Origin of the sequence: Streptomyces sp. NPDC053513 (assembly GCF_044544765.1) — a bacterium.
Taxonomy (GTDB): domain Bacteria; phylum Actinomycetota; class Actinomycetes; order Streptomycetales; family Streptomycetaceae; genus Streptomyces; species Streptomyces litmocidini.
In genome coordinates this window covers 363,505-379,626 of sequence record NZ_JBITXP010000003.1, presented here as the reverse complement: position 1 = coordinate 379,626, position 16,122 = coordinate 363,505, and the positions used below count along the sequence as shown (strand labels likewise).

The 16,122-nt window shown below is 75.2% G+C and carries 12 protein-coding genes; 7 read left to right on the top strand and 5 right to left on the bottom strand.

The window, feature by feature from the left end:
* The first annotated feature begins 155 nt into the window (after window positions 1-155).
* The 3 genes from ACIGW4_RS07305 (at window position 156) to ACIGW4_RS07295 (ending at window position 2,804) form a co-directional block, all read left to right on the top strand.
* Window positions 156-971 carry a DUF817 domain-containing protein gene (locus tag ACIGW4_RS07305; RefSeq protein ID WP_399578959.1) on the top strand — a complete coding sequence of 272 codons (816 nt, stop codon included), beginning with the start codon at window positions 156-158 and terminating at the stop codon, window positions 969-971.
* 143 nt (window positions 972-1,114) lie between these two features.
* Window positions 1,115-1,318, top strand: a complete 204-nt coding sequence (locus tag ACIGW4_RS07300; protein WP_015031667.1) for a cold-shock protein — start codon at window positions 1,115-1,117, stop codon at window positions 1,316-1,318.
* Between the two features lie 94 nt (window positions 1,319-1,412).
* The gene (locus tag ACIGW4_RS07295) at window positions 1,413-2,804 is read left to right on the top strand and encodes a DEAD/DEAH box helicase (RefSeq protein ID WP_359591876.1); all 1,392 of its coding nucleotides are present in this window, start codon (window positions 1,413-1,415) and stop codon (window positions 2,802-2,804) included.
* A gap of 402 nt (window positions 2,805-3,206) precedes the next feature.
* On the opposite strand, the gene ACIGW4_RS07290 is transcribed toward ACIGW4_RS07295, so the two are convergent.
* The 4 genes from ACIGW4_RS07290 to ACIGW4_RS07275 all read right to left on the bottom strand — a co-directional run bounded on the left by ACIGW4_RS07290 (window position 3,207) and on the right by ACIGW4_RS07275 (window position 8,791).
* Entirely contained in the window at window positions 3,207-3,812 is a 606-nt protein-coding gene (locus ACIGW4_RS07290) for a hypothetical protein (protein WP_398713261.1), read from the bottom strand.
* Between the two features lie 112 nt (window positions 3,813-3,924).
* Window positions 3,925-6,522, bottom strand: coding sequence for an MDR family MFS transporter (locus ACIGW4_RS07285; RefSeq protein ID WP_399578955.1), 2,598 nt, complete (start codon window positions 6,520-6,522; stop codon window positions 3,925-3,927).
* Window positions 6,523-6,610: 88 nt separating this feature from the next.
* The gene (locus tag ACIGW4_RS07280; protein ID WP_399578953.1) at window positions 6,611-8,155 is read right to left on the bottom strand and encodes a PQQ-binding-like beta-propeller repeat protein; all 1,545 of its coding nucleotides are present in this window, start codon (window positions 8,153-8,155) and stop codon (window positions 6,611-6,613) included.
* 87 nt (window positions 8,156-8,242) lie between these two features.
* Window positions 8,243-8,791 (bottom strand): hypothetical protein, encoded by a 549-nt coding sequence (locus ACIGW4_RS07275; protein ID WP_399578952.1) that lies wholly within the window; start codon window positions 8,789-8,791, stop codon window positions 8,243-8,245.
* Window positions 8,792-8,972: 181 nt separating this feature from the next.
* Between ACIGW4_RS07275 and ACIGW4_RS07270 the strand changes: the two genes are divergently transcribed.
* The 4 genes from ACIGW4_RS07270 to ACIGW4_RS07255 all read left to right on the top strand — a co-directional run bounded on the left by ACIGW4_RS07270 (window position 8,973) and on the right by ACIGW4_RS07255 (window position 13,759).
* Window positions 8,973-12,143 (top strand): AfsR/SARP family transcriptional regulator, encoded by a 3,171-nt coding sequence (locus tag ACIGW4_RS07270; protein WP_399578949.1) that lies wholly within the window; start codon window positions 8,973-8,975, stop codon window positions 12,141-12,143.
* Window positions 12,144-12,355: 212 nt separating this feature from the next.
* A complete protein-coding gene (locus ACIGW4_RS07265) occupies window positions 12,356-12,796 on the top strand; it encodes a DUF3995 domain-containing protein (protein ID WP_398713251.1) in 441 nt (146 codons plus the stop codon).
* Window positions 12,783-13,304: an RNA polymerase sigma factor gene (locus ACIGW4_RS07260; protein ID WP_398713249.1), complete on the top strand. Its 522-nt coding sequence runs from the start codon at window positions 12,783-12,785 to the stop codon at window positions 13,302-13,304. The genes ACIGW4_RS07265 and ACIGW4_RS07260 overlap by 14 nt, the downstream gene beginning before the upstream one ends.
* Window positions 13,301-13,759, top strand: a complete 459-nt coding sequence (locus ACIGW4_RS07255) for a hypothetical protein (RefSeq protein WP_399578946.1) — start codon at window positions 13,301-13,303, stop codon at window positions 13,757-13,759. The genes ACIGW4_RS07260 and ACIGW4_RS07255 overlap by 4 nt, the downstream gene beginning before the upstream one ends.
* A 41-nt stretch (window positions 13,760-13,800) precedes the next feature.
* On the opposite strand, the gene ACIGW4_RS07250 is transcribed toward ACIGW4_RS07255, so the two are convergent.
* On the bottom strand, window positions 13,801-16,071 hold the full coding sequence (locus ACIGW4_RS07250; protein WP_399578943.1) for an MMPL family transporter: 2,271 nt from the start codon (window positions 16,069-16,071) through the stop codon (window positions 13,801-13,803).
* Window positions 16,072-16,122 lie beyond the last annotated feature (51 nt).

Below are 16,122 nucleotides of genomic sequence, written 5' to 3'. Positions count from 1 at the left end.
GTGCCCCCCCCGCCCCCCCCCGCCCCCCCCCCCCCCCCCCCCCCCGCCCCCCCCCCCCCGCGCCGCCCCCCCCCCCCCCCCCCCCCCCCCCCCCCCCCCCCCCCCCCCCCGCCGTTCCGGCGAACCGTTCGCGGACCGTCGACGTCCCTGCCGTTATGAACACGTTCAAGAACGGGATGCGCCAGCTGCTGCGCTTCGCGGTCCTGGAGGTGCGCTGCTGCGCCTTCGCCGTCGCGCTCGTCGGCGGCATCGCCGTCTCGAAGCTGCTGCCCGAGCTGCCGGTCGCCCGGTACGACCTGCTGCTCCTGTACGGCGTCGGGCTCACCGTCCTCGCGTGGAAGGTCGGTTGGGACTCCGGCCGGGACGTCGCCGTGATCGCCGGCTGCCACGCCATCGGGCTCCTCTTCGAGCTGGTCAAGGTGCGGATGGGCTCGTGGAGCTACTCGGAGGACGCCCTGACGAAGTTCGGCGGGGTGCCGCTGTACGGCGGGTTCCTGTACGCGGCGGTCGGCAGTTACGTCTGCCGCGCCTGGCACCTGTTCGACCTGCGGCTCACGGGCTACCGGCCCCGGATCACGGCGGTCCTCGCCGGGGCCGTGTACGTGAACTTCTTCAGCCACCACTGGCTGCCCGACGCCCGCTGGGCCCTGGCCGCGCTGCTGCTCGTCGCGACGGCGGGGACCTGGGTGCGGTTCCGGGTCGGCGAGAGCGACCACCGGATGCCCCTGGCCCTGTCCTTCGTCCTGATCGGCTTCTTCCTCTGGGTCGCCGAGAACGCGGCCACGTACGTCGGCGCCTGGAGCTACCCGGACCAGCTGGACGGCTGGCAGCCGGTCTCCCTCGCGAAGTTCGGCGCCTGGGCCCTACTGATCACGGTCACGTTCACCCTCACGGCAAATCGGACATTCTTCATGCACGGCCGCCGGAACCGTGCTACAGTCGAGATCAGTTGCAGTCGTGGTTCCCATTGAACTTACAAGTGCCTTCGACGATTCGACATCGTCAGGCACTTTATGTGTTTTCGGTGCAGTTTTCCGGACGGGGCAATCATCACGGCGACGCCGGGATCCGCACAGTGCGGCTCCCAGGGCTACGCCCCGAAGGAGACAAGATCATGGCCAATGGCACCGTGAAGTGGTTCAACTCGGAAAAGGGCTTCGGCTTCATCGAGCAGGAGGGTGGCGGCCCGGACGTGTTCGCCCACTACTCCAACATCGCCACCTCCGGCTTCCGTGAGCTCCAGGAAGGCCAGAAGGTGACCTTCGACGTCACGCAGGGCCAGAAGGGCCCGCAGGCGGAGAACATCCTCCCCGCCTGACGTTGACACGTCCGTCGCGGCCGGGGTCCCCACCCGTGTGGTGGGGGCCCCGGCCCGTCGCGTTTCCCAGACTTCTCACCGGACCAGGTGCCGCATGAACACCACGCCCCCGAACGCCACGCCCTCCGAGGACGCCTCCGCGACGGCCGTGACCTTCGCCGCCTTCGACCTGCCGGCCGGCCTGCTCGCGGAGCTCGCCCGCCGCGGCGTCGAGACGCCCTTCCCGATCCAGGCCGCCACGCTCCCGGACGCCCTCGCGGGCCGCGACGTCCTCGGGCGCGGGCGGACCGGCTCCGGCAAGACGCTCGCGTTCGGCCTGCCGCTCCTCGCCCGCACCGCCGGGCGCCGGGCCGAGGCCCGCAAGCCGCTCGCCCTGGTCCTGGTCCCCACCCGCGAGCTGGCCCAGCAGGTCGCCGACGCCCTCACCCCGTACGCCGAGGCGCTGGGGCTCCGTCTGGCCGCCGTGGTCGGCGGCATGTCGATCGGACGGCAGGCCACGGCGCTCCGCGACGGCGTCGAGGTCCTGATCGCCACCCCCGGCCGGCTCATGGACCTCGTCGAGCGCAAGGACTGCCGTCTCGACCGGGTGGCGGTCACCGTCCTCGACGAGGCCGACCGGATGGCCGACATGGGCTTCCTGCCGCAGGTCACGGAGGTGCTCGACCGGGTGCCGGGCGGCGGCCAGCGGATGCTGTTCTCGGCCACGCTCGACCGTGACGTCGACGAACTGGTCGAGCGCTACCTCCAGGACCCGGCCGGCCACTCCGTCGACCCCTCCGCCGCCGCCGTCTCCACCATGGAGCACCACGTGCTGCACGTGCACGGCGCCGACAAGTTCGCCACCGCCACGGAGATCGCCGCCCGCGACGGGCGCGTGATCATGTTCCTGCGCACCAAGGCCTCCGTCGACCGCTTCGCCAAGCACCTCCTCGGCAGCGGCGTGCGGGCCGCGGCGCTGCACGGCGGCAAGTCGCAGCCGCTGCGGGCCAGGACCCTGGAGCGCTTCAGGAGCGGCGAGGTCCCCGTCCTGGTCGTCACGGACGTGGCGGCGCGCGGCATCCACGTCGACGAGCTCGACCTGGTCGTCAACGTCGACCCGCCCGCCGACTCCAAGGACTACCTGCACCGCGGCGGGCGCACCGCCCGCGCGGGCGAGTCGGGCCTCGTCGTCACGCTGGTCACGCCCGAGGAACGCCGTGACGTGGCCCGCCTCATGACGGAGGCCGGCATCCGCCCCCGCGAGACCCGGGTCCGCTCCGGCGAGGCCGAGCTGACCCGTATCACCGGCGCCCGCAAGCCCTCGGGCGTGCCGGTCGACGGCAGCGCGCCGAGCCAGGAGCGCGACCGGCGCGGCGGGGCGGCCTTCCGGGGCATCGGCACCGTCCCGGGGCGCCCGGGCCGCGCGAAGAACGAGTCCCGCCGGGCCGCCGAGGCCCGCAAGACGGCGGAGGCCCGCCGGGCGGCGAAGATCCGACGGGGCGGCTGACCGGACGGCCCGACGCGTCCCGGAGCCGGGGGCCGGCACGGCGCCCCGCCACCGGGCCCGGTGGCGCCGGTTCCCCCCGGTGACGGCGAAGCCCCTCCCCGTGCGGGGAGGGGCGTCCGGCCGGAACCCGAACTCCGGCCGGACGGCGGGAATCCGGACTCCGGCCGGACCTGCGGACGCCTGAACTCCTGCCGGAACGGCGGGTGTCTGGCTCTCCTACCGGATCGGCGGGTGCCTGGACTCCAGCCGGACTGGCGGGTGTCTGAACTCCTGCCAGACCGGCCGAAATCCGGCACCTCGGCCGGGCCTACCAGCGTCCGGACTCCTGCCGGACCTGCGAGCGCCCGGTACTCCGGTCGGACCGGCGGCCACCTGGTGCTCCAGCCGGTCCGGCGGGTGTCGTCAGACGCTCCAGATCTCCTTCATCGTCTCCACTTCGCCCTTGGCGTTCAGCGTGACCTCGTAGACGTTGCCGTAGCAGCCGTAGGGCGCCTCCACCTTGGGGTAGTCGTCGGGAGCCCCGATCTCCTGGGCCAGGCAGCGGTCGACGTGCAGCGCCAGCTGCTCGTGGTCGACCTGCTTCGACTGGCCGGGGCCGAGGGCCAGATACGCCTTGACGCTCCGGGGAAGGACGTAGTGCTTGGTCGGATCCCCCTTGTCGGCGCCGTAGATCCAGTCGTTCGGCGTGCAGTGCGGCTTGGCCTCCGCGGCCTCGAAGCCGCCGGCGTCGCGCATCAGCTGGACCTTCAGCTTCAGGTGCCCGGCGGGCAGGGTCGGCGGCTTGCCGCAGTCGCCGCCCTTGCCGTCGCCGTCGACGTCATCGGCCGGAGCGCCGTCCCCGGCCTCGCCGGGGTCCGACGTCCCGGACGCGGTGGCCGACGGCGAGGCGCTGCCGCCGGAACCCCCGGGCACGCCCGCGGCGTCGGGGTCGTCCGGGCCGCAGGCGGCGACGGCGCCCAGGGTGGCGAGGAGCGCGATCGCGCTGAGAACACGGCGGGTTGAGGTCATTCTTCCGTTCCCCCGAATGAGAAAGCTCGATGTCGTGATCATGATTGATCGACGGAGCTTTCTACCCCACGGAGTTACCGGAAGGCCAACGGGCACGACGGGGCGAGGGCCGTCAGTCCCGTCCCGGGGCCTTCGTCGTGACCAGCAGGCCCGTCAGGAGGCCCGCGAGGAGCAGGAGGCCGGCGGTGGTCCAGAGGGCGACGGAGTAGCCGCCCAGGACGGCCTCGTTCGTCCGCGTGACGGCCGCCCTCAGCGCTTCCGGGACGTTGCCCGGGTCGATGAGGAGGCCGCCGCGGACCGCCTCCGCCAGGGACTGCGGAAGGCCCTCGACCTCGTCGAGGCGGCCGGAGATCGCCGCGGCGAGGACGCTGCCGAACAGCGGGACGGCGAGCCATCCGCCGAGGCCCTGGGCCGCCAGGACGGCCCCCGCCGTGCCGCCGGAGCCCCGGGGGCCGGTCGCTCCGGTCGCGGTGGCGAGCAGCGGCCCCAGTGCCAGGCCGAGGCCGAGGCCGACGAGGAGGATGCCGGGCAGGACGACGGCGGCGTACGAGCCGTCGGTCCCCATGCGGGTCAGGAGCCCCAGGCCGGCGGCCGCGAGGACCAGGCCCGGGACGGCGAGGTGACGGGGCGCCAGCCGGGCCTGGAGGCGGCCGGAGAGCTGGGCGGCGACGAGGACGGCGGCGGCCATGGGCAGCAGGTCGAGGCCCGTCCGGGACGGGCTGTGGCGGAGGACGGCCTGGAGGTACAGGAACACGATCAGGAACAGGGTCGGGGTGCTCAGGCCGACGAGGGCGAGGACGAGGAGGGAGACGGCCCGGTCCCGGTCCCGGAAGAGGCGGGACGGGACGAGCGGGTTGCTCGTGCGGGTCTGCCACCACACGAAGGTCACCAGGAGGGCCACGCCGACGAGCAGGAGGGCCACGGTCGGGGGCGCGGTCCAGCCACGGGCGTTCATGCCCTGGACCTCCTGGGCCCGGTCGAGGCCGAAGGCGAGGGCGGCCAGTGCACCGGTGCCGAGCAGCAGGCCCGGTCCGTCGAGGCGGGCGGCGGCACGGGCCGACCGGTCGTCCGCCAGCAGGGCGGCCGGGAGGGCGGCGATCAGGGCGAGCGGGACCGCGGCGAACAGGCACCAGCGCCAGCTCAGGGTCTCGGCCAGCCAGCCGCCCGTGAAGGCGCCGACGGCCACGCCTCCGCCGGCGAGCACGGCGTAGACCCCGAAGGCGGTGCCGCGCTCCTTCGGGTCGGTGAAGCCGCCGCCCACCAGGGCGAGCGCGACCGAGGAGAGCAGCGCGGCGAAGACGCCCTGGAGGGCGTGCGCCGTGACGAGCACGCCGGCGGCGGGGGCCGTGCCGCCGAGCACGGAGGCGAGGGCGAAGCCGGCAAGGCCGAGGAACGCCGTCCGCCTGCGGCCCAGGAGGTCGGTGAGGTGTCCGCCGAGCAGGAGCAGGGCGCCGAAGGCGAGCCCGTAGGCGAGGGACACCAGACGGAGGTCCCCGACGGGCATCCGGAGGTCGGCCTGGATCTCCGGCAGCACGACGTTCGCGCTCGTGGCGCCGACGAGGACCAGGAACTGCGCCGCCGCGGCGAAGGCCAGGCCCCACCACCGGCGGGGAGACGGCCCGGCCTGGTCGGTCGGGGCGGTGGGCGTCCCCCAGGCGCCGGGAGCGGCGCCGACGGGCGGCCCGAAGCCCGGCGGCACCGGGCCGTGACCCGTCGGCGCCGTCGGGGGGTACGTGGGGTGCGGAGGGAGCGGCCGGGGGTCGGCGGAGTGCTGGGCGGGGATCCGCGGGTCCTGCGGCGTCACCCGCGTCTCGGGTGCGAAGTCCAGCAACCGGGCCGCGTGTCGGCCCAGTTGGGCGAGGACGGCGCCGGGCAGCCACTCCTCGTCCCGGTCCGTCGCCGTGCGCGCCGCCACGTCGGCGGGGGTCGGGCGCCGGGCCGGATCCTTGTCCAGGCATGCCCGTACGAGATCGAGCAGCGAGTCCGGGACGCCCGTCAGGTCCGGCTCGTCCTCCGCGATCCGGAACAGGTGGGCGCTGAGGCCGCTGTCGGTGGCGCCGAAGAGGAGCCGGCCGGTGGCGGCGTACACCAGGACGGCGCCCAGGCAGAACACGTCGCTGGCCGGGGTGAGTTCGAGTCCGCGCACCTGCTCGGGCGACATGAAGCCCGGCGAGCCGATCAGCATGCCCGTGCGGGTGTGCAGGCTGTCTCCGCCGAGGCCGTCCATCGCCCGCGCGATGCCGAAGTCGATGACGCGCGGCCCGTCCACGGTCACCAGCACGTTGGACGGTTTCAGGTCGCGGTGGATCAGTCCCGCCGCGTGCACGGACCGCAGCGCCGCGGCGAGCCGGTTGGCGAGGACGCGGACCGAGTGCTCGGGCAGCGGCCCGAAGTCCCGTGCGACGACGGTGGTCAGGTCGGGGCCGGGGATGTACTGGGTCGCCACCCACGGCACCGGCGCGTCGGTGTCGGCGTCGAGCACGGCCGCGGTCCATTCGCCCCCGACCCGCCGGGCGGCCGCCACCTCGCGCGCGAAGCGCCGCCGGAACTCGGGGTGCTGGGCGTGCTCGGCCTGCACCACCTTCACGGCGACCGTCCGCCCCGCTTCGGAGCGGCCGAGGTACACCAGTCCCATCCCGCCCGCGCCGAGCCGGGCGATGAGTCGGTAGGGGCCGATGCGCGTCGGGTCTTCGGTGATCAACTGGTCCACGGAACCAACATAGTTGAGGTGTGCGCGACCCCGTGCGGGATCACCCGGATCACGGTGGGATCACCCGGATCACGGCCGTCCGGGCCGTTCACGGCGCCGCCGGGGCGAAGGACAGCATGCGGGCCCGGTGCATCCTGTCGTCGCCGCTCACGCTCGACGGCGTGATCACGATGCGGCCCTTCACGTAGGCCAGGCGTCCGGCGAGCATGGCGTACTCCGTGGCCACGGCCGAGGCCGGATGGTTCAGGACCCGTTTCTCGGTGTCCGCGCCGCCCGGACCGAGGCGGATGATCCCGCCCGGCCGGCTGGGCGTGGCGGACTCGTAGACGAGCGCGGCCGAGCCCGCCTCGGCGTGCAGGGGGTGGAGCCTGGTGAGGGAGGACCTGACGCCCCAGAGGAACTTCCCGGTTCCGAGGTCGTAGGCGCCGACCCGGTCCGTGCCGCCGAGGTAGACGGTGTCCGGGCCGACGAGCGTGCCGTCGCACTCCTGGATGTCCTCGCCCGACTCCCCCGCGTCGGCGCAGTAGGTGAAGCCCTTCGCCCGGGGGTCGATGGTGGTGCGGAGCTTCCCGTCCGGGCGCAGGGCGACGACCCTCCAGTCGTCGCGCCGCACGCCGCGGAAGGTGGTGAGGACGACGGGGTCGACGGAGAGGACCCTGCCGACCTCCCATCCCGGCGGGGTCCGGAAGCGCCAGAGGACCTTGCCGGTGCGCGGGTCGAGAGCGCGCAACTGGCTGTAGCTCCTCGTCCGGTCGACGCTGATCGCACAGTCGGCCTTCACCAGGAGCCGGGCGCCGCCCGCCACGTCGTCGGGGTGGCACCTGCCGGGTTCCTCCAGGGGGATGTCGTAGAGCTTCGTCCCGTCGCCGACGCGGTAGGCGGCGGCCTTCATGCCCTGCCCGACGGCGAGGACGTCGCCGCTCAGGGCGGTGTTCACGATGATCGTGTCGTCCCCGGAGCCGGTCCTGGTGAGCTGTCGGTGCCAGCCGGTCCTGCCGGTCCTCAGGTCGATCATCTGGAGCTGGTCGCAGCGGTATCCGCTCCAGGCCTCGCGGTTCTGGCGGACCACGACCACCTTGCCGTCCGGCGTCGGGGCGGCGGGCGTCTCGCAGACGGGCGTGGGCAGGTGCACGGTCCAGAGCTCGGCGCCGTCCGAGAGGCGGTGGGCGGTGACCTTCTTGTAGAGGGCCTGGACGACGGTGTCGCCGACGGTCCACAGGTCGCGGACCTCGACGGAGCGCCGGGGCAGGTCCGTCGGGTCGTCGACGACCCACGCCGTCGCCTCCCCCGGTCCGCGGCCCGCGTTGATCTCGTCCGAGGTCGGGACGCGCTCCGGTGCGGGCGTGCGGACGGCGGGGGTACGGGACGGGGTCGGCGCTCCGGAGGGGCGCGGGGTCCGCTCCGCCACCGGGGCGGCCGGACCGCCCCACCAGCCGCCGCCGGCCGCGTACACGCCCCCGCCCGCCAGCAGGAGCAGCACGACGAGGACCGCGGCGAGCACCGGCCTCCTGCCGAAGCGTCCGCGCCGGGGCGGTGGCCCGGACGGGGCGTACCCCTCCGGGGCGTACGGGTTGCCCGGCACCGGCTGCTGCGGCGGACGCGGTGCGTACCAGGGCTGCGAAGGGCGTTGCATCGGTCTTCCCGCTTCTTTCGTCCCGGTTGTCTCTCGTCCCGGTTCTCGTTCGTCCCGCTTCTCTCTCGTCCCTGCTCGGCGGTGGGCCTACGCCGCCACGTGTTCGCCGGACGGGTCCGCGACGACGATCCGGAGGTGCGCCGGGGCGTACTTGCGCGCCTTGGTCACCATCTTCCGCAGGTCGAACTTGGCTCGGGGGACCGCGACGTGGATCGGGGCGGGCATCTCCGGGTCGTGGGCGAGGCCGGTCCCGCCCGCCGGGAGGGAGGCGCCGGGACGCAGCCGCGCGCCGATCAGGGTGTGGGCGCCGCCCTCCGGGGTCGCCACGACCAGCTGGGTGATGTCGCTCCAGGGCAGCGGGACGGTGCCGAACCGGGCGCCGGCCGCGTCGAACTGGAAGGCCGTACGCCGGTTCTCGTACCAGGAGACGATGAAGGGGAGCGCCGCCACGATGACGACACCGCCCTTCATGTCGAGCGCCCATCCGAGGAGGACGGCGAGCCCGACGACGCCCGCGATCGCGCCCCACAGACCCGCCTGGTCCCGCGCGGAGAACGGGTGGGTCACCCGGTAGCGCTCCCATCGGGCCGTGCGGCGGGTGGGGCCCGCGCCGGGCCTGCTGCCGGCCTGTGCCATGACGGTTTCTCCCTCACTTCCGACGACGCGGGCCGGCTGCCGCCCCCACGGCGGCAGCCGACCCGACGGGGCCACCCTGGCGCGGGGCGGTGGAAAGCCGATGAAATGCTGCTGAAGCGAAGGTCTTGGGAAGCGGTGCGGGCACCGCGCGTACGGGGGACGTGGGGGCGAGGACGTGGGTGTGGAGCCGACGGGCCGGGGCGCGGGCCCGGCCGGGGCGAGCGGGCCCCTGCGGATCGACCTGCTGGGGCCCGTCCGGGCCCTGCGCGGCGACGTCCCGGTCGACCTCGGTCCGGTCCGCCGGCAGGCGGTGCTCGCCGCCCTGGTCCTGCGCGCCCCGGGCTTCGTGACGTACCGGCAGCTCCTCGACGACGTGTGGGGCGCCGAACCGCCGGGCACGGGCCACCGCGTCCTGCCCAGCTACGTGTACGCGCTCCGCAGGGCACTGGACGCGCCGGACTCCGGGCCGGACCGGTCGGTGATCGGCGGCGGGCGCGGCGGCTACCGCTTCGAGCCCGGCGGGGCCCGCACCGATCTCGCCGAGCTCGCCGAGCAGGCGGACCGCGGCCGGCGGGCGAAGGCCGCGGGCGACCTCGCCGCCGCCCTCGACGCGGTCGGCCGGGCGCTCGCGCTGCTCCGCGGCGAGCCCCTGCCCGGCCTGCCGGGGCCGCTCGCCGACACCGAGCGCCAGCGGCTCGCCCGGCTGCGCCGGGCCCTGCACCAGGAGCACGCCGAGTGCCTCGTCCTGCTCGGGCGCCACGCGGAGGCCCTGGACGGCCTCATGGCGGCGCCGCTGGCCCTCCCGTACGACGAGCCCCTCGCGGCCCTCCGGATGCGCGCGCTGTACGGCAGCGGGCGCCAGGCCGAGGCGCTGGCCGTCTACGGGGAGACCCGGGCCCGCCTCCTCGACGAGCTGGGCGTGGAACCCGGCGAGGACCTGCGCCGCGTCCACCAGGCCGTCCTGCGCCGCGACGACGCCCTGCTCCTCGGCCGGGTCCCGGTGCCCCGAGGGGAGGCCGCGCCCGGCGGGGCGGGACACCGGGACACGGACGGGAACGACGAGGAACCGGCCCGCCCGGACGCGAACGGGAACACCCGGGAACCGACCCGCCCGGACGCGAACGGAAACACCCGGGAACCGACCCGCCCCGGCCCGGACGAGGAGACCGGCGAAACCGTGCGGCCCGGCATCGACCTCCCCCGCCCCCACCCCCCATCCCACCCTCGCCCCCGGCGGAACGAACTCCCCGGGGACACCGCCTGTCTGGTGGGGCGCGAGGCGGAGCTCGCGGTGCTCACCGCCGCCGTGCACCCGGGAGCGGTGTCCGTGATGACCGTGGACGGGACGGCGGGCGTCGGCAAGACCGCTCTGGTCGTGCGGGCCGCGTGGACACTGGCCGACGAGCACCCCGACGGCTGTCTGTTCGTGGACCTGGAGGCGTACGGCGCCGCCGACGAAGACGCCCGTCCGCACCGGGCCCTGCGCCGGCTGCTCCGCACGGTACGGGGAGGGGACGAGGAACTCCCCCCGGGCTCGGGCGACATGGACGCCGGGGACGATCCGGCGGAGCTGGTCACGGCCTGGCGCGCGGCCACCAGCGGGCTGCGGCTGCTGCTCGTCGTGGACGGCGCCCGGAGCGCCGAGCAGGTCCGGCCGCTGCTGCCCGCGGGACCGGGGAGCCGTGTCCTCGTGGCGGGGCGGCAGCGCCTGCCCGGCCTCGACGCCGAGGTGCGGCTCACCGTGGAGCCGCTGGACACCGGTGACGCGGTCGGTCTGCTGCGCACGCTCCTCGGGGAGTCGCGGGCGGACCGCGAGCCCGAGGCCGCCCTGGAGCTCGCCCGGCGCTGCGCCGGCCTGCCGCTGGCGCTGCGGATCGCGGGCGCCCGGCTGCAGAACCGCCCGTCCTGGACCCTGGCGTTCCTGGCCAGGCGGATGTCCGACGACGTGCGCGGTCTCGGCGAGCTGCGGGCGGAGGACCGCAGCGTGGAGGCCGCCTTCCGGCTCTCGTACGACCGGCTGGAGCCCGAACTGCGGCGGGGGTTCCGGGCGTTGGGGGCGGTGCCGACCGTCCGTTTCGACGGGCTGGGCCTGGCCGCCGCGCTGGGCCGTCCCCGTGCGCACGCCGAGGGGATCCTGGAGGACCTGGTCGACGCGAGCCTGGTCCAGGAGCCGCATCCCGGCCGCTATCGGCTGCACGATCTCGTCCGGGCCCATGCGCGGCAGCTCGCCGCCGCGGTGCCCGAGGAGGCGGCCGCGGACCGCGCGGCCGTCCTGCGGCTCTACACGACGGCCGGACGGACGGCGGGCGACTGGGGTCCCGAGACCTTTCCGGCCGTCCCCGGCGCGGCCGGGTCCCCCTTCGGCGGCCAGCGGGAGGCCTCGGAGTGGCTGGACGCGGCCGGTGGAGAACTGCTCGACGTGGTGGCCGCCGCGGCCGCCTCGGGCGCGTACGACCACGCCTGTCTGCTCGCGGAGGCCCTGGTCGACCACCAGCTCCGCCGGGGCCATCACCACGAGGCCCGGGCGGCACTGGAACTCGCGCTGCCGTGCGCGGAGACGGCCGGCGACCGGCGGCTCTCCTCCGCTCTGCGGAACTGCATGGGGGTCGTCGACATCCACCGGGGGCGGTTCCGGCAGGCGCACACGTGGTTCACGGAGGCCCTGCGGCACGCCCGTGGTCAGGGCGATCCGCGGAACGAGGCGCGGGCGATCGCGGGGACGGGGGTCGCGCTGTGGCCGCTGGGCCGGGTCGAGGAGGCCGTCGGTCTCCTGAGCCGGGCCCTGGAGCTGGCGGCCGGTCTCGGCGACGACTGGCTGACCGGGGTCTCGACCTGCAACCTCGGGGCGATCCACGCCCTGCGGGGACGGCACGAGGAGGCCCTCGACCACTACGGCGCGGCCCTCGCCCTCGCCGAGAAGAACGGCCGTCCCAGGACGATCGCCCAGTCCCTGTGCTTCGTCGCGGACGCCCACCTGGCGCTCGGCCGCCACGCGGAGAGCGCCGCCCTGCTGCGGCGGGCGGCCGAACTCGCGGAGGAGGCGGGGGACATGATGCTGCGCGCGGCGGCGCTGTCGCAGCTCGCGGCCGCCGAGCACGGGCGGGGGCGGCTGCGCGCGGCCGTCGACACCCACCACGAGGCCCTGTCCACGCTCACCGAACACAGCAGCACCTGGCTGGAGATGGAGATCCGCATCCGCCTCGGCGGCACCTACGCGGCGGCGGGCCGCCGCGCGGAGGCCCACCGGGAGTTCCGCACCGCCCTCTCCCTCCCCGGCGCCGGGGACCACCCCGGGCAGTACGACCGGGCCCGCGCCGGGCTGACCGGCACGGGCGACGCCCCCGGCCGGTAGGCGCGGACCTCCCGCCCGAAAAAGGCCGGGGGCCGGACGGGGCCCGCGCCGCCGCGCACGTCGACGCCGATCTCGATCACGGAGGGCGGCATCGGGGAGGCGGACGGTCGCGCGTGACCCGGATCACAGGGAACGTTCGCGCGGTGCGGGGCCTCCTTCAGGTGTCGGCGCCCCGTGGTGCCCGACCCGAATCCGATGCGGAGGGGATCCCCATGGCGGTCATCGACATCCAGCGGCCTCGTGCGGCGGTCGGCGGGCGTGCCGTCGCCGTGTTGCTCGCCGTGCTCGCGCTGGCGCACGTCTACTGGGCGACCGGGCTGACCTGGCCGGCCGCCGACGAGCGGGGGCTCTCGCTCGCCGTCCTCGGCGGCGTCGTGTCCTTCGGGCCTGCGGTGGTGCTGCCGCTGGCCGTTCTGGAAGGGGGTGCCGCGGTGGCCGTGGCCGCGCACGCGCGCGGGGTGCGCGGCCACCGGGTGCCGCAACTCGTCACGTACGCCGTGGCCTGCGGGATGCTGCTGCGCGGGGCGGCCGGTCTGGTGTGGATCGTCGTCGGCCGGGACGGCTCGGGCGCGGCCTTCCCCTGGCTGAACGCGCTGCTGTACACGCCGCTGAGCCTGGTCTTCGGATGGACGGCCCTGCGTGCCGCCCGCTGAGGCCGGCGGTCCCGTCGACCGGGGCGTCACGCTCGTCCGGGCCGCCCGGCGCGGCGACACCCTGGCCCTGCACGAGCTGCTCGACCACCTCACCCCGTACATCGCCCGGATCTGCCGGCCCATCGCCCTGGACGACGGGCCGGACGCCACCCAGGAGGCCCTGGTCGCCGTCTTCACCTCGCTGCGGTCGCTGCGGGAGCCCGAGGCGCTGTACGGGTGGGTGCGGGCGATCTCCGTACGGGAGGCGGTGCGGGTCGCCAGGCGGGCGGCGCGGGCGCGGCCCGCGGAGCTCCCGGACGTGCCGGAGCGGGGTGATCCGCAGCTGGCCGCCGACATCGACGACGTGCTGGCCCGGCTGTCGCCCGCGCACCGGGCGGTGCTCGTGCTGCGGGACGTCGAGGGGATGGACGAGGAGGCCGCGGCGGCGCTCCTCGGGGTGCCGGCCGGCACGGCGAAGTCCCGGTTGCACCGGGCACGGCAGAGCTTCCGAAGGGCGTGGTCCGCGTGAACGGCGACGAGACGGTGATCGACGAGGTCCGGCGGCTGCGGGTCATGGGCGCCGGTGTCCGGGGCGCGCGGATCGTGGAGCGGGTGCTGCCCGTGCCGCTCGACGTGGTGTGGGGCGTCATGGGTGATCTGGAGGGCGGCTTCGGGGAGTTCCAGCCCGACATGCGGTCGGTGCGGGTGCTGCGCAGGGACGGCGACCGGGTGGAGGCCCTCGCCCGCAGCCGTTACGGCCTGCGGGCCCGTTTCCACGGCGTGCTGCGGCCGGGCTGGTGCTGGCTGCAGAGCCGGTTCCTGGTGATCGGGATGGCGGCTGTGGACGAGGGCGGCCGGACCCGGGTGGCGCTCACCGGCGGCGTCCGCGTCCCGGGGCGCGCCGCGCTGGTCCCGTTCGGGGCGCGCCGGGAGCTGGAGCGGGCCATGGCGCGCCTCGCCAAGCGGGTCGACACACCTGGGTGACGCGCCGAGGTGCCGGACGCCAGGGACGGGCAGGAGACGGGTCAACGGTCGACCAGTCGTGGACGCGCGGCCCCACCCGTGGATTCCGCGTCGGTGTCGTCGGTGCCGACCGGGCCGCGGGGAAGCAGCCGGTCCAGCCACTTCGGCAGCCACCAGTTGGCCCGGCCGAGGAGTGTCATGGTCGCCGGTACCAGCACCATGCGTACGACCGTGGCGTCGACGAAGATCGCGGTGGCCAGGCCGAGCCCGAACATCTTGGTGGAGGGGTCCTCGGCGACGGCGAAGGACAGGAAGACCGCCACCATGATGAGGGCGGCCGAGGTGATGATCCGGGCGGTGCGCGAGACGCCCTCGACGATCGCCGTGCCGTTGTCGCCGGTGCGCAGGTACTCCTCGCGTACGCGGGAGAGGAGGAACACCTCGTAGTCCATCGACAGGCCGAACAGGATGGCGAAGAGGAACATCGGGATGAACGACACGATCGGGACCGTCGCTTCCAACCCGACGAGCGCGCCTCCCCAACCCCACTGGAAGACCGCGACCATGATGCCGTAGGCCGCGCCGATGCTCAGCAGGTTCAGCAGTACCGCCTTGAGCGGTACGAGTACCGAGCGGAAGACCAGCATCAGCAGCAGGAACGACGTCGCCAGCACGGCGGCGACGAACACCGGCAGGCGTTGGCTGGTGCGTCGGCCCACGTCGGACAGGCTCGCGGCGGCGCCGCCGACGTGGGCCCTGGCCGGGCCGTGCCCGATCGCCGTGGGCAGCACGTCGGTGCGCAGCCGGGTGATGGTGTCGGCCGTGGCCTTGTCCTGAGGGCCGGTGGTCGGGAACACCACGAGGGTCGCGATGCCGGTGGCCCGGTCGATGTGCGTCGGCGCGACGGACGCGATGCCCGGATCCGCCGCGATCGCCCCGACGAGCCGGTCCAGCACTCCCGGATCACCGGCGGGGTCCGCGGCGATGACGAGGGGACCGTTGGTGCCCGGGCCGAACCCCTCGGCGACGAGGTCGTAGGCCCGGCGCTCGGTACGGCTGTGGGGCAGCGAGCCGTCGTCGGGCAGGCCGACGCGCAGGCCGAGCACGGGCAGCGTCGCGGTCAGCAGCAGCCCCGCCGCGCCGACCGCGTACGGCACCGGGTGCCGGCCGACGTGCCCGATCCAGCGACGCCACCCGGCGGCGTGGGCGGCGCCCGCCGCCCTGTCCCGCCGCCGTGCGAGTCGGCCCGGCTTCCCGGCCTGCAGGACCCGGCCGATCCGGCCGGCCCGGGCCAGGCGCGGGCCGGCGGCGCCGAGGAAGGCCGGCAGCAGCGTCACCGACGCGAGCACCATCGTCAGGACGACGATCGAGACGGCGAGCCCGCCCGCCGTCATGAACGGCACGTTCGCGACCGCCAGGCCGAGGATCGACACCACGACGGTGCCGCCGGCGAAGACCACCGGCCTCCCCGCCGTGGCCACCGCCCGCCCCGCCGCCTCGCGGGGACCGAGCCCGCGCGCGAGGTACTCCCGGTGCCTGGCGAGCACGAACAGCGCGTAGTCGATGCCCACTCCGAGTCCGACCATGCTGCCCAGGACAGGGGCGAAGGTGGGAACGTCCGTCACCCCCGCCAGTACCGTCATCGTGGCGACCCCGACGGTCAGCCCGAAGACCGCCATGCCGATCGGCAGCGCGGCGGCGACGAGCGAACCGAACGCCAGGAACAGGATCGCGGCCGCGGCGAGGAGGCCGACCAGCTCGCTCGCGCCGCCGTCGGGGTCGGAGAAGACGTAGAAGAGGTTCCCGCCCATCTCGATGCGCAGGGGCAGTTCGGGGCGCAGCCGGTCGCCGAGATCGACGAGGGCGTCGAGGTCCTCGGCCGACAGCCGGCTCTGGTCGGGGTACTGCACCCGGACGACCGCGACCCGCCCGTCGGCCGAGACGAGGCCGCCGCGCACGGCGGTGTCCCCGCCCGCGTCGAGCGCTCCCGCCGGGTCGCTCGCGCCGAGCACGTGCGGCAGCCGCCGCACCTCGGTCCGCAGCCGCGTGAGAGCGGTGCGCGCGGTGCCGTGGTCGAAGAACGTCGCGCCGTCGTCGAGGGGGGTGACGACCACTTGGGCGGTCATCCCCTCCTGGCCGGTGCCTGCCTTCTCGATCAGTTCCGCGGCCCGTCGGGAGTCCAGTCCCGGAGCGGTCATCGAGTCCGCGGTCCGCCCGCCGAGGGCGACGGCGGCGAGGACGGCGAGCGTGGCGACGACCAGCCATGCCGCGATCACCCGCCAGGGATGGCGTGCGGCGCTTGCGCCCAGGCGCAACAGGGCTTTCGAGAGCATCGGTTCCTCCAACCACCGTGTCGGCCGTCCTTGTACGGCCGCCGATGCCGA

Coding starts and splice junctions, on each gene's coding strand:
- ACIGW4_RS07300 (WP_015031667.1), top strand. CDS start 1,115: ATGGCCAATGGCACCGTGAAGTGGTTCAACTCGGAAAAGGGCTTCGGC.
- ACIGW4_RS07275 (WP_399578952.1), bottom strand. CDS start 8,791: ATGGCACAGGCCGGCAGCAGGCCCGGCGCGGGCCCCACCCGCCGCACG.
- ACIGW4_RS07305 (WP_399578959.1), top strand. CDS start 156: ATGAACACGTTCAAGAACGGGATGCGCCAGCTGCTGCGCTTCGCGGTC.
- ACIGW4_RS07295 (WP_359591876.1), top strand. CDS start 1,413: ATGAACACCACGCCCCCGAACGCCACGCCCTCCGAGGACGCCTCCGCG.
- ACIGW4_RS07250 (WP_399578943.1), bottom strand. CDS start 16,071: ATGCTCTCGAAAGCCCTGTTGCGCCTGGGCGCAAGCGCCGCACGCCAT.
- ACIGW4_RS07265 (WP_398713251.1), top strand. CDS start 12,356: ATGGCGGTCATCGACATCCAGCGGCCTCGTGCGGCGGTCGGCGGGCGT.
- ACIGW4_RS07290 (WP_398713261.1), bottom strand. CDS start 3,812: ATGACCTCAACCCGCCGTGTTCTCAGCGCGATCGCGCTCCTCGCCACC.
- ACIGW4_RS07280 (WP_399578953.1), bottom strand. CDS start 8,155: ATGCAACGCCCTTCGCAGCCCTGGTACGCACCGCGTCCGCCGCAGCAG.